Here is a 13,126-nt window from a genome sequence, read left to right on the forward strand (position 1 = left end):
CGCAAGACGCTCAAAGCGCCAAGCGGGCGCGGGCCGCTTGGTACTGGGCCTTGAACTGGGCCACCAGATCGGCCGTGCTTTGCACCGACTGGATGGCGCCAATGCCCTGGCCGCAGCCCCAGATGTCTTTCCAGGCTTTTTTGGCGTCACCGCCAAAGTTCATCTTGCTGGGGTCGGACTCGGGCAGGTTCTCAGGGTCCAGGCCCGCCGCGCGGATGGATGGGGCCAGGTAGTTACCATGCACCCCGGTGAACAGGTTGCTGTAGACGATGTCGTCGGAGTTGCTGTCGACAATGGCCTGTTTGTACTCTTCGGCGGCACGCGCTTCGTGCGTGGCAATGAAGGCTGAACCGATGTAGGCGAAATCCGCGCCCATGGCTTGCGCCGCCAAAATCGCATCGCCCGTGGCGATCGAGCCCGACAAAGCCACCGGGCCATCGAACCACTGGCGGATTTCCTGGATCAGAGCAAACGGGCTTTTGACACCCGCATGGCCACCCGCACCTGCGGCCACGGCAATCAGGCCGTCCGCGCCTTTTTCAATCGCTTTGTGCGCGTGTTTGTTGTTGATGATGTCGTGCAGCACCACGCCGCCGTAGCTGTGCGCGGCCGCATTGATCTCTTCACGAGCGCCCAGCGAGGTGATGATGATCGGCACCTTGTACTTCACGCACATGGCCATGTCGTGCTCCAGACGGTCGTTGCTCTTGTGCACGATTTGGTTGATGGCAAAGGGCGCAGCGGGCTTGTCGGGGTTGGCGGCGTTGTAGGCAGCCAAGGTCTCGGTGATCTCGATCAACCACTCTTCGAGCTGCGCAGCAGGGCGGGCGTTCAAAGCGGGCATGGAGCCGACAATGCCCGCCTTGCACTGCTCAATGACCAACTTGGGGTTGCTGATGATGAACAAAGGTGAAGCGATGGCGGGGAACGGCAGGTTCGCCAGAACCGGGGGCAACTTGGACATGTAGTCTCCTGAAAAATATCGGTCTATTGTGAGAGAACAAAGGCATCAAACGGTGTCGGCGCGGCGACAAGCAGGCCCCTTGCGTGAGGAAAACCGGCGTGGTGCTTGTCCCTTGCAGGAGACAGCCCTGCTGGCGATTTGTCTGCGCTGGACGGCAGGCCATCGCTTGCAGGGCAAGCTCCTACAAAAAAACCGGCACAGGCAGCTGCCTCGTGTCGGCCCCATGCATGAGGAAGACCGACATGGTGCTTGTCCCCTGTAGGAGCCAGCCCTGCTGGCGATGGTTTGAAACTTTGCAAATGCTTGTTCAAAGCCACGGTGTCAGAACGCGTCGAGCGCCATCGCGGTCACGCTGCCTGCGCCTTCCACGATGCTGTCGCGGATGCCGGGGGCCTTGGACAGGATGTGGTCGGCGTAAAAACGCGCGGTGGTCACCTTGGCGGCCATGAAGGCAGCGTCTTGGGCTTGCGCTTCGGGTGAGAGGGCCACCAGCAAGGCGCGGCCCATTTGCCAGCCCGCCATCAGGTTACCGGCCAGCATGAGGTAAGGCACGCTGCCTGCAAACACGTCGTTGGGGTGGGCCTTGGTGTTGCCCGCCACAAACTCGACCACGTCCACAAAGGCTTCGCGGGCGGCTTTGAGTCGCTTGGCCACGGCCTGCGCATCGGCGTTACCAGAAGCGGCCAATTCGCTTTCGGTTTGCGCCACCTGTCCAGCCAGCGCCTTGGCGGTCTGGCCACCGTCACGGGCGGTTTTGCGACCCACCAAGTCGTTGGCCTGGATGGCGGTGGTGCCTTCGTAAATCGTCAGGATCTTGGCGTCGCGGTAGTACTGCGCCGCACCTGTTTCCTCGATGAAGCCCATGCCGCCGTGCACTTGCACGCCCAGGCTGGTGACTTCCAGGCTCATCTCGGTGCTGTAGCCCTTGACCAGCGGCACCATGAATTCGTAGAACGCGGCATTTTGCTTGCGCACCTCGGCATCGGGATGGTGGTGCGAAGCGTCGTAGGCCGCAGCGGCGGTGGCGGCCATGGCGCGGCAGCCTTCGGTGTAGGCGCGCATGGTCATCAGCATGCGGCGCACATCGGGGTGGTGAATGATGGGGCCAGCAGCGGGCAAGCTGCCGTCCACCGGGCGGCTTTGCACGCGGTCACGGGCGTATTGCACGGCCTTTTGGTAAGCGCGCTCGGCAATCGCGATGCCCTGCACGCCCACGGCGTAACGGGCAGCGTTCATCATGATGAACATGTATTCGAGGCCGCGGTTTTCCTGGCCCACCAAATAGCCCACGCCACCACCGTGATCGCCAAACTGCAGCACGGCTGTGGGGCTGGCCTTGATGCCCATCTTGTGCTCGATGCTCACACAGTGCACGTCGTTGCGATCACCCAAAGAGCCATCGGCCTTGACCATGAATTTGGGCACCACGAACAGGCTGATGCCTTTGACGCCTTCGGGTGCGCCCACCACACGGGCCAGCACCAGGTGCACGATGTTCTCGGCCATGTCGTGCTCACCGTAGGTGATGTAGATCTTGGTGCCGAAGATTTTGTAGGTGCCATCGGGCTGCGGCTCGGCGCGGGTGCGCACAGCGGCCAGGTCCGAGCCGGCTTGTGGCTCGGTCAAGTTCATGGTGCCGGTCCACTGGCCGGAGATCAGCTTTTCCAGGTAGGTGGCTTTGAGCTCGTCCGAACCTGCGGTGAGCAATGCTTCGATCGCGCCATCGGTGAGCAAGGGGCACAGCGCAAAGGCCATATTGGCCGAGTTGAGCATTTCGCCGCAAGCCGCGCCAATGGTTTTGGGCAGGCCTTGCCCGCCAAAGTCAGCGGGGTGCTGCAGGCCTTGCCAGCCGCCTTCGGCGTACTGCTGATAAGCCTCTTTGAAGCCGGGCGTGGTGGTCACGCCGCTGCCGTTGTGGAAGGACGGGTTTTTGTCGCCTTCCCAGTTCAGGGGCGAGATCACGTCCTGGTTGAGCTTGGCGCACTCTTCGAGCACGGCCTGAGCGGTTTCTAGACCCGCGTCTTCAAAACCGGGAATCTGCGCGATCTGGTCAATGCGGGCCAGATGCTCGATGTTGAAAAGCATGTCCTTGAGGGGGGCGATGTAGCTCATGTCTTGTCTCCGATGAGGGTCCGAGGAAATAGGGGTCGGGTACAAAAAAGACCTCTCAAGGAGGTCTTTTTTGTAGTCGTCAAATCATCACAGTGCGTTGGTCAACTCAGGCACGGCGGCAAACAAATCGGCTTCGAGGCCAAAGTCGGCCACGCTGAAGATGGGTGCTTCGGGGTCCTTGTTGATCGCCACGATCACCTTGGAATCCTTCATGCCTGCCAAGTGCTGGATCGCACCCGAGATGCCCGCAGCGATGTACAGCTGAGGCGCGACGATCTTGCCGGTCTGGCCGACCTGCAGGTCGTTGGCGGCGTAGCCTGCGTCCACCGCTGCGCGGCTGGCACCGATGGCAGCACCCAGCTTGTCGGCCAGGGGGGTCATCACTTCGTTGAACTTTTCGGCGCTGCCCAATGCGCGGCCACCCGACACAATGATCTTGGCGGCGGTCAACTCAGGGCGGTCGTTCTTGGCGATCTCGCTGCGCGTGAAGCTGCTCTTGCCGCTGTCGGCTTGGGCTGATGCGCTTTCCACCGTGGCGCTGCCACCTGCAGCGGCTGCGGCGTCAAAGCCGGTGGTGCGCACGGTGATGACTTTGGTGGCATCCAGGCTTTGCACCGTGGCCATCGCGTTACCGGCATAGATGGGTCGCTCGAAAGTGTCGGCAGAGAACACTTGCGTCACATCGCTGATTTGGCCGACGTCCAGCTTGGCGGCCACGCGAGGCGCCACGTTCTTGCCTGCCGCAGTGGCGGGAAACAGGATGTGGCTGTAGTTGGCAGCAATGGCCAACACTTGGGCTGCCACGTTTTCGGCCAGGCCATGAGCCAAGGCTTCACTGTCGGCGTGGATCACTTTGGTCACACCCGCGATTTGGGCGGCGGCCGTTGCAGCAGCGCCTGCGTTGTGGCCTGCGACGAGCACATGCACGTCACCACCGCAAGCGGCGGCGGCGGTCACGGTATTGAGGGTGGCGCCTTTGATCGAGGCGTTGTCGTGTTCTGCAATCACAAGAGAAGTCATGATGGTTCCTTGATGGATACGGGTTGTTGTAGGAGCTTGCCTGCAAGCGATGGCTTGCGGACCACGACCGGCTATCGCCAGCAGGGCTGGCTCCTACAAAAAGAAGGTTTGTTTAAATGACCTTGGCCACGTTTTTCAATTTATCCACCAGCGTGGCCACATCGGGCACCTTGATGCCGGCGCTGCGCTTGGCAGGCTCTGCCACTTTCAGGGTCTTGATGCGGGGGGCCACATCGACACCCAGGTCTTCGGGCTTGAAGGTGTCGAGCTGCTTTTTCTTGGCCTTCATGATGTTGGGCAAGGTCACGTAGCGTGGCTCGTTCAGGCGCAAGTCGGTGGTCACCACCGCAGGCAGGCTGATGCTGAGCACTTCCAGGCCGCCATCGATCTCGCGGGTGACATGGGCTTTACCGTCCACGATGTCGACCTTGGAGGCGAAGGTGGCTTGGGGCAGATCGGCCAAAGCGGCCAGCATCTGGCCGGTCTGGTTGCAGTCGTCGTCAATGGCTTGTTTGCCCAAAATGATCAGGCCGGGCTGCTCTTTGTCCACCAGAGCCTTGAGCAGCTTGGCCACGGCCAAGGGCTGCAGGTCCAAATCCGCTGGGGTCTCGACCAGAATGCCGCGGTCGGCACCGATGGCCATGGCGGTACGCAGGGTTTCCTGGCACTGGGCCACGCCGCAAGACACAGCAATGACTTCAGTGGCCAGACCTTTTTCTTTCAGACGCACAGCTTCTTCGACCGCGATCTCGTCAAAGGGGTTCATGCTCATCTTGACGTTGGCGATGTCCACGCCCGAACCATCGGACTTGACGCGCACCTTGACGTTGTAGTCCACCACCCGTTTGACGGGAACGAGAATTTTCATGAAAGCATCTCCGATTGGATTGATTTTGAAAGTCTGAAATCAATTGACGTTTACGTCAACGTAAAGGTCAATTTTGCACTAAATTGCCCTGGCGTGTTGTCGATTCACCCAAAAAAGCACGACCGTTCGTATTTTACACACATGAAAAAGACGTCTTTTTTGCATCCTACCCCCGGGAATTCACCGACCAATCGGTCGGTGAATTCAGGTTAGTATCAATTGCAGTCTGATCATCAACCGATTAGATTATGTTTAGTAACCAATTTGTGTGGAGTCCACCATGAAGAAAGTCCTGATTTCCTTGTCATTGACAGCTCTGGCCAGCTTGGCTGGCACAGCTCAAGCTCAGACGGTCCTGACCGTCTCCAGCTGGCTGCCGCCCACCCACACGGCCAGCATGGCCCAAAAAGAATGGTGCGACCTGCTCGAGGCCAACACAAAAGGCCGCATCAAGTGCAACATCCTGCCCCGTGGCGTGACGCCTGCCCCAGGCACTTATGATGCGGTCAAAAATGGTTTGGCTGATGTGTCCTACACCGTACATGGCTACACCCCCGGCCGCTTCATCGCTCCGCAAATGGCCGAACTGCCTTTCCTGGGAAACAGCGCTGAAACCATCTCGGTGGCTTTAAGCCGCGTGAGCGACAAGCACCCCGAGTTCGCGGCCGAGCACCCTGGTGTCAAGGTCATCAGCTTGTTCACCCATGGCCCTGGCATTGTGTTCAACACCAAGCGTCCCATCACCAAGGTGGATGACTTGTCAGGCCTGAAATTCCGCGTTGGCGGTGGCATGGTCAATGACATGTCCAAAGCACTGGGCATGAATGTCACGCTCAAACCCGCACCGGACTCTTATGAACTGCTGTCCAGCGGTGTGATGGACGGCACGCTGTTCCCGGCTGAGTCCACCGAATCGTTCAAGATCGACAAGATCATCAAGCACGCCACCACCTTCCCAGGCGGTCTGTACAACACCAGCTTCGTCTTCATGATGAACCAGGCCAAGTACGACAAGCTGTCTGCAGAAGACAAAAAAGCTGTGGATGCCATCTCTGGCGAAACCGCTGCCCGCATCTTTGGCCGTGGCTGGGACAAAGTGGATCGCCGCGCCTTTGCGCTGATGCAAGTCAACGGTGTGGCGGTCACCAAGGCCGATGCCAAGTTCGTTGCCGACGTCAAAGCCAAAACCGCACCTCTGGAACAAGCTTGGATCAAAGCCGCTGAAGGCAAGGGCCTGAAGAACCCAGCCAAAGTGCTGGCTGACTTCCGCGCCGAAATCGCCAAACTGGAGAAGTGATTTCCGCTTTGCCCGATGGGGCAAAAGGAACAACCGGCGGTCCCCTTCTGAACGAGGGGACCGCTTTTTGAATTTGAAAGACACCTGTTTTGAAAAAACTGCTTGAAACCCTTTGCGGGCTACTCGCTGGAATCGCCCTCTTTGCGATCATGCTGCTCACCTTCCTCGATGTAGGGGGCAGAAAATTTTTGGGCAACTCCATCACCGGGTCTCTGGAATTGACCGAATTGCTGATGGTGGTTGTTATTTTCGGCGCCCTGCCTTTGGTATCCGAGCGTGGCGAACATGTGGTGTTCGACTCGATGGACCCCTATCTGCCTGAAATGATTCGCAAAATTCAGCGCGCCTTGGTGCACCTTCTGTGCGGCGCCGCTTTGGTTTCGCTGGGCTGGTTGATGTGGAAAACCGGTGGCGACTTTCTGCAAACCGGTGAAACCACGGCCCAACTCAAAATTCTCAAAGCCCCGTTCATCTATGGCATGGGCCTGCTGTGTGCCTTCACCGGCCTCATCCACTTGAGCTTGATGTTCAAGGAACAACAAGACAACGAAGGAGGCGTGCTGTGATTGAAGCGCTGATTGGATTTGCGGCCATCTTTGGCCTGGCGCTTTTGCGCGTGCCACTGGCTTTCTCCATGGGCCTGGTCGGTCTGGTGGGCATTGGCTTGACTCGCGGATGGATGCCCGCGGTGGCCAGCACAGCCCAAGTGGTTTACGAAACTGGATTTGCCTACACCCTGTCGGTGATCCCGCTGTTCATCCTGATGGGCAACTTTGTCGCCCGTGCAGGGTTGGCGCATGAGCTCTTTCATGCTGCCTACACTTTCATCGGCCACCGCCGGGGCGGCCTGGCGCACGCCACCATCGCCGCCTGCGCAGGCTTTGGCGCCATTTGCGGCTCGTCCATTGCAACGGCTGCGACCATGAGCAAAGTGGCCTACCCGTCCATGAAAAAGCTCGGCTACAGCGATGCGCTGTCGACCGGTGTGATCGCAGCGGGCGGCACCCTGGGCATCATGATTCCGCCGTCCACCATCATGGTGATCTACGGCATCATCACAGAGACCCACATCGGAAAATTGTTCGCGGCTGGGGTGATTCCCGGCTTGATGACCGCCATTCTCATGATGGTGGCCGTGGTGATCATGACCTCGCGTGACCCCGAACATGCGCCAGCAGGCGAAAAATTCAGCTGGTCACAACGCTGGGCGGCACTGCGCGGCATCTGGGGGGTTTTGCTGCTGGTGGTGATCGTGCTGGGAGGCATCTATGGCGGCTTCTTCACCGCTACCGAAGGCGCTGGCATGGGGGCCATGGGTGCATTCCTGTTTGCCGTGGCACGGGGGGCTCTGAGCTTCAAGGCCTTGTTCGAGGTGCTGGTCGAATCGGCCCGCACCACCGCGATGCTGTTCACGCTGCTGATTTCGGCCACCATTTTTGCCAACTTCGTCAACTTCACCAGCATGCCCATGGAACTCAAGGAGTGGATCACCCACCTGGGCCTATCACCAATCATGATCGTGGGCGCCATGATGCTGATTTATGTGATTTTGGGCACCGTGATGGAAGAGCTGACCATGGTGCTGCTGACCATTCCGCTGTTCTTCCCCATCGTCACCCAGCTGGGCTTTGACCCGGTGTGGTTTGGCGTGCTGATCGTGATGGTGATCCAGATCGGCCTGATCTCGCCGCCCGTGGGCATGAACCTGTTCGTCATCAACACCCTGCTGCCCAAAGTGGGGCTGGGCACCATCTTCCGTGGCGTGTGGCCGCTGGTGGTGGTGTTGATCATCTGCTTGGGCATCTTGCTGGCATTCCCGGGCTTGAGCCTGTGGTTGCCTTCCATGATGGACTGACAGCGTCATCCAATTGCAAAAACGGCACGCCTTGGCGTGCCGTTTTTCATGGTCAGCAGCCCTTAAAGGCTTCCGCAGCTCATTCGCCGCTTCGACGGCCTACCTACCACGCCTTCGCAGCTTGGAACTCGCGGAGTCCGAAGTTTGCAGGCTTCGGTTAAGACCGCATGTCGGGGCTGAAGCCGCCGACCTACAAAACCGGCTCAACGGGTGCGTACATGGCCCCAGCAGCCCGATCAGGCGGTGGGGGGCAGCACGTTGTGCACCACACGCTGAGGAAACGGAATCTCGATGCCGTTGGCTTGCAAGATCTGCAAGATGGCGCGGTTGATGTCCGACTTGAGTTTGAGGGGGCCATTTTCCGGATCGGCGATCCAGTACGACACGACAAACTCCAGGCCATCGGCACCAAATGTGGCCAAGCTGGCTATAGGCGGAGGATCGGGCAACACCCGAGCTTGGGATTTGCAAGCGTCTTCCAACAAGTCCACCACCAAATCCACCGGGCTGTTGTAGGCCACCGACACTTGGGTGCTTTGCGACACCTTGGGGTCGGCCAGCGACAAATTTTCCACGCGCTGGATGATCAGCATTTCATTGGGCACGATGGATTCCCGTCCGGACAGGGCCCGAATGACCGTGTAGCGGGCCTTGATGTCGGTGATGCGTCCCTCAAAACCGTCGACCCGCACCATGTCGCCGATGCGCATGCTGCGCTCGGCCAGGATGACGAAACCACTGACGTAATTGGCCGCCAGTTTTTGCAAGCCAAAACCAATGCCCACGCCCACCGCGCCACCCAATACGGACAAAGCCGTCAGGTCAATGCCCACAGAAGACAAAGCCAGTATCAAGCCCACAAACATCAAGGCAGCGCGCACCGTGTTGCTGATGACTTTGCGCAGCGACAAATCGCTGCCCGTGGCCGATCTGAGCAAACGAGACTCCAGCGCAGCCGACACCCACAACATGACGATCATGACGGCACCTGCCGTCAGCGCGCCTTCGATCAACGTGCGCATCGACAAGACGCTGCCACCGACTTTCCAGCGGATTTGATCAAGCTCATCGAGCAACAGCGGCAAAACCCCTGTGACCCACAACACCACGGCCAGCCATGCCATCCAGGAAATGGTCCGCTCCAGCACCCGCACAAAATGGGCTTCACCGAAGGCCACCTGCATCACCTTGACGCCCAGACGGATCAGAGCCAGAGAAATACACACCGGCAACAAGATGTCATACAAGGCCATGGGGTGGTCGGTGGTCAACAGCGCCCGCGAAGCAAAGGTCAGGCCCAGCAACAAAGTGGGGAACAGCACCCCGTCCACCAAGCGTTTTCCCAAAAGGATCGACAACTCGGCCCCTGCAAAGGCCCGGCGCACCAGCCATGCAGCCCCCCAGGACAAGCCCACACAAACGACAAACGCCAACAAAACGTGCAAGGAATCGGCACGAACCAGCTTGTCCAGCCAAGCCAGGGGGTCGGTGATGTGAAGTGACTTCATGCTCGCCATGCGGGGCTCCTTTTGTCAATAAATGCCTGCACGCCTTCCTGGGCGTCGGCGTGCATCATGTTGCAGGCCATGGTTTGACCAGCCAGCTGGTAAGCCGCTTCGATGCCCATTTCCCGCTGCTTGTAAAACAGCGCCTTGCCCATGCGCACAGCCTCGCGGGGCTTGCTCACAATCGAGTCAACCCATTCGTTAACTTGTGCATCCAGCCCCTCTGAGGCGCTCACGCGGTTGATCAGGCCTCGCTGGCAGGCCTCTTGCGCGCTGATGAAACCGCCCGTTAGCAGCATTTCCATGGCCTGCTTGGCATGCATATTGCGCACCAGGGGCACGCTGGGCGTGGCGCAAAACAGGCCTACATCGATGCCATTGACCCCAAAGCGGGCGGTCTCGGCAGCCACCGCCAGATCACACTGCGCCACCAGTTGGCAGCCCGCAGCGGTGGCCACGCCCTGCACGCGCGCAATCACCGGCACCGGCAGGTTCTGAATGGACAGCATCATGCGCGTGCACTGCGCAAACAGCTTTTGGTAGTAGGCCATCTCGGGCTGCGCCCGCATTTCCTTGAGGTTGTGCCCGGCGCAAAAAGCCTTGCCCGCCGCCGCCAGCACCACCACACGGGCGTGCTCGTCCAAGGCGATCTGGTGCAGAGCGTTTTGCAGGGCATGCAGCATGTCCTCGCCCAAAGTGTTGAAGGTGCTTGCTTGGTTCAGGGTCAGGCGGTGCACGCCACGCGCATCGCGCTCGTGCAGCAGCACATCGGCCCCGGTAGGAACAGTTGAATCAGTCATGCCCCCGATTGTGCCCAAAGCCGCAAGCCGCCCGGCGGCCCAGTCAGGGCTCAGACGTCGGCCAGCACGCGCAAATGCGCCTCGACGCTGCGGCCCAAGGCGCTCAGGTTGTAGCCGCCCTCCAGACAACTGACGATGCGCCCCTGGGCATGGCGCAGGGCCACATCCTTGATGCGCTGGGTGATCCAGGCATAGTCCTGCTCAACCAGCCCCATTTGCCCCATGTCGTCCTCGCGGTGTGCATCAAACCCGGCGCTGATGAAAATCAGCTCGGGCCGGTGCGCCTCCAGGCGCGGCATCCACATCATGTCGATCAACTCGCGGATGTCCATGCCCCGCGTGTAGGCCGGCACCGGCAAATTCACCAGATTGTTTGCATGAGACTGCGAACCGCCTTCCGGGTAAAACGGATGCTGGAAAAAGCTGACCATCAAAATCCGCTCATCCCCGGCCACGATGTTTTCGGTGCCATTGCCGTGGTGCACATCAAAATCCACAATCGCCACGCGCTTGAGCCCATGGCGCTCCACCGCATACTTGGCGGCAATGGCCACATTGTTGAAAAAACAAAACCCCATGGCCTTGTCCCGGCAGGCATGGTGACCAGGCGGGCGCACGGCACAAAAAGCGTTCTCCAACTCACCGGCCATGACCGCATCGGTGGCGTCAATCGCCGCCCCGGCCGACAGCAGGGCAGCCTCCCAAGTGTGGACGTTGATCATGGTGTCCGGGTCAATGGAGGTGTGGCTGGGGCCACCTGCGTCCATGTCTTCGCGCAGCACATCGCTCAGGCCCCGCAAAGACGCCACATGCATGCGCCCGTGGGCCAATTCAATGTCAGCCAAGGCGGCCGGTCCGGCCTCTCGCCGCTGCAAAGCCATGTCCAGCCCGGTGATGAGCAACCGGTCCTCGATGGCGCCCAGGCGCTCAGGACATTCCGGATGGCCCGCGCCCATCTCGTGTTTCCAACATGTGGGGTGTGTGAAATAACCTGTCGCGCCCATATGGCTTGTCTTCCTGCAAGTTCAACACCCTTCTCGGAAGTGTTGAATTTTTTAAATTAGTGCACGTTTATCAGTTTCAGCTTATCACGCCCAGCTTGCAGTATCTGACGAGCAGCGCACCACCAGGATCACTGCTCCACACGCATCCGTCGAAGCAGAAGCCTGCAAGCTGCAAAATGCAATCGCCTCGCGATTAAACTGAGCCCACATGAATTTTCTTGCCCGCTCCTACGTCACCCCGCCGGACCCCCGCCTGAACCCTTTGTGCGCAGGCCTGCTCGTTGTGCTGATCTCACTGGCCTGGTCAGACCCCGCCTTCGCGGTCAACCGCCATGACAAGCATGCAGGCAAAACGGCCCAATCACCGACATCCAGCCGAAAATCACACCACCCCAAAGCCACCCCCAGAGCCCCTGTAAAAGCCACGCGCCTGATGGACAACCCCGAAGTTCTGGCCTGGGCCCATGACGCTGCCAGTCGCCTGCAACTCGACCGCGCTTGGGTGCTCAAAACCCTGGCGCCAGCGCAACGCCTGCCCCTGGTGGAAAAACTCGTACTGCCCCCCGCCAGCCCCACGGCCAAAGACTGGGGGGCTTACCGGGCGCGCTTCATCGAGCCCATCCGCATCCAGGCCGGCGCCCGATTCTGGCTTGCCCACCGCGCCACCCTGGAGCGTGCCGAAAAAGAATACGGCGTGCCAGCCGCCATCATCGTCGGCATCATCGGGGTGGAAACGCTGTATGGGCAAAACACCGGCAACTTCCGCATCGTCGACGCCTTGGGCACCTTGGCTTTTCACTTTCCATTGGCCCACCCGCGTGCAGCAGAACGCCAGGCGTTTTTCCGCGCCGAGCTGGAACAATTTTTACAACTCAGCCAGCAAAGCGGAGCCTCCCCCCTGGCCGTGCGCGGCAGCTACGCAGGCGCACTGGGCTTGCCGCAATTCATGCCGTCCAGCTGGACCCGCTTCGCCGTTGACTTCGACGGCGATGGCCGCATCGACCTGTTTGAAAGCCCGACTGACGCCATCGGCTCAGTCGCCAATTACTTCAAGGCCTTCCAGTGGCGCACGGGCATGCCCACACACTACCCCGTGACCCTCACCCCCGGCCAAACCGACATGGACGCCCTGCTCGCCCCCGACATCCTGCCCACCTTCAGCGTGGCCAGCTTCACGGCCAAAGGTGCAGCCCTTGAAGGCGCAGCACTGACCCACAACGGCCCACTAGCCCTGATCGAATTGCGCAACGGCAACAACCCACCCAGCTATGTGGCCGGCACCGAAAACTTCTACGCCATCACCCGTTACAACTGGAGCAGCTACTACGCCATGGCGGTGATCGAGTTGGCCGAGGCGGTGGCGCGGGAAGTGCAAAGCAAGCCTTGAGGGCCATGACGCATGAACCCCCTGAACCCCAAAAAACTTCTGCTGACCAAGTGGACCGCGGTCAAACCTGTTGCCAAACAAAAGCATTTTTGGGTCAGCCGGGTGATCCAACCCAATGAGCCCACGGACCCGATTGAATTGGTAGAAATCGAGTCGGTGTTTTCCAAGGCTGTGCAGGTCATTGCTTGGCGGGATCTGCAGGACGACAGCGTGTGGCGGCAGGGCTGGGTTTAAAGCAATCAATCAGCCAATCGGTTTTTAGCCGTCAACGCCAATGTTTGTTCACTGGCATTTGAGTCCAAACTTTGAAAGTA

General features: G+C 59.8%; 12 protein-coding genes. 5 read left to right on the plus strand and 7 right to left on the minus strand.

What is annotated here, in order from left to right; translation table 11 throughout:
* Positions 1 to 10 precede the first annotated feature (10 nt).
* The 4 genes from AMM33_RS14780 to AMM33_RS14795 form a co-directional block, all read right to left on the minus strand.
* Positions 11 to 964 (minus strand): NAD(P)H-dependent flavin oxidoreductase, encoded by a 954-nt coding sequence (locus tag AMM33_RS14780; RefSeq protein WP_090142067.1) that lies wholly within the window; start codon positions 962 to 964, stop codon positions 11 to 13.
* A gap of 321 nt (positions 965 to 1,285) precedes the next feature.
* Positions 1,286 to 3,076 (minus strand): acyl-CoA dehydrogenase, encoded by a 1,791-nt coding sequence (locus AMM33_RS14785; protein ID WP_090142068.1) that lies wholly within the window; start codon positions 3,074 to 3,076, stop codon positions 1,286 to 1,288.
* Between the two features lie 87 nt (positions 3,077 to 3,163).
* Entirely contained in the window at positions 3,164 to 4,096 is a 933-nt protein-coding gene (locus tag AMM33_RS14790; protein WP_090142069.1) for an electron transfer flavoprotein subunit alpha/FixB family protein, read from the minus strand.
* A gap of 112 nt (positions 4,097 to 4,208) precedes the next feature.
* Positions 4,209 to 4,964, minus strand: coding sequence for an electron transfer flavoprotein subunit beta/FixA family protein (locus AMM33_RS14795; protein ID WP_090142070.1), 756 nt, complete (start codon positions 4,962 to 4,964; stop codon positions 4,209 to 4,211).
* Between the two features lie 280 nt (positions 4,965 to 5,244).
* Here AMM33_RS14795 and AMM33_RS14800 point away from each other — a divergent pair, with 280 nt between their 5' ends.
* From AMM33_RS14800 to AMM33_RS14810, 3 genes are all read left to right on the plus strand, one after another.
* Positions 5,245 to 6,261, plus strand: coding sequence for a TRAP transporter substrate-binding protein (locus tag AMM33_RS14800; protein ID WP_090142071.1), 1,017 nt, complete (start codon positions 5,245 to 5,247; stop codon positions 6,259 to 6,261).
* Between the two features lie 149 nt (positions 6,262 to 6,410).
* A complete protein-coding gene (locus AMM33_RS14805; protein ID WP_090142072.1) occupies positions 6,411 to 6,827 on the plus strand; it encodes a TRAP transporter small permease in 417 nt (138 codons plus the stop codon).
* Complete coding sequence (locus AMM33_RS14810) at positions 6,824 to 8,116, plus strand: TRAP transporter large permease (protein ID WP_090142073.1); 1,293 nt, start codon at positions 6,824 to 6,826, stop codon at positions 8,114 to 8,116. The genes AMM33_RS14805 and AMM33_RS14810 overlap by 4 nt, the downstream gene beginning before the upstream one ends.
* A 236-nt stretch (positions 8,117 to 8,352) precedes the next feature.
* Here the strand turns inward: AMM33_RS14810 and AMM33_RS14815 are convergent, their stop codons facing one another.
* The 3 genes from AMM33_RS14815 to AMM33_RS14825 are packed head-to-tail and all read right to left on the minus strand — an operon-like array spanning position 8,353 to position 11,425.
* Positions 8,353 to 9,633 carry a mechanosensitive ion channel family protein gene (locus AMM33_RS14815; RefSeq protein WP_090142074.1) on the minus strand — a complete coding sequence of 427 codons (1,281 nt, stop codon included), beginning with the start codon at positions 9,631 to 9,633 and terminating at the stop codon, positions 8,353 to 8,355.
* The gene (locus tag AMM33_RS14820) at positions 9,621 to 10,421 is read right to left on the minus strand and encodes an enoyl-CoA hydratase (RefSeq protein WP_090142075.1); all 801 of its coding nucleotides are present in this window, start codon (positions 10,419 to 10,421) and stop codon (positions 9,621 to 9,623) included. Before AMM33_RS14820 ends, AMM33_RS14815 begins: the two co-directional genes overlap by 13 nt.
* Before the next feature lie 50 nt (positions 10,422 to 10,471).
* The gene (locus AMM33_RS14825; protein ID WP_090142076.1) at positions 10,472 to 11,425 is read right to left on the minus strand and encodes a histone deacetylase family protein; all 954 of its coding nucleotides are present in this window, start codon (positions 11,423 to 11,425) and stop codon (positions 10,472 to 10,474) included.
* Between the two features lie 208 nt (positions 11,426 to 11,633).
* Here AMM33_RS14825 and mltB point away from each other — a divergent pair, with 208 nt between their 5' ends.
* Both mltB and AMM33_RS14835 read left to right on the plus strand, forming a co-directional pair.
* Positions 11,634 to 12,812, plus strand: a complete 1,179-nt coding sequence (mltB, locus tag AMM33_RS14830) for a lytic murein transglycosylase B (RefSeq protein ID WP_090142077.1) — start codon at positions 11,634 to 11,636, stop codon at positions 12,810 to 12,812.
* A 12-nt stretch (positions 12,813 to 12,824) separates the two neighbouring features.
* The gene (locus tag AMM33_RS14835; RefSeq protein ID WP_090142078.1) at positions 12,825 to 13,046 is read left to right on the plus strand and encodes a TIGR02450 family Trp-rich protein; all 222 of its coding nucleotides are present in this window, start codon (positions 12,825 to 12,827) and stop codon (positions 13,044 to 13,046) included.
* Positions 13,047 to 13,126 lie beyond the last annotated feature (80 nt).

Source organism: Limnohabitans sp. DM1 (assembly GCF_001269385.1).
Taxonomy (GTDB): Bacteria; Pseudomonadota; Gammaproteobacteria; order Burkholderiales; family Burkholderiaceae_C; genus Limnohabitans_A.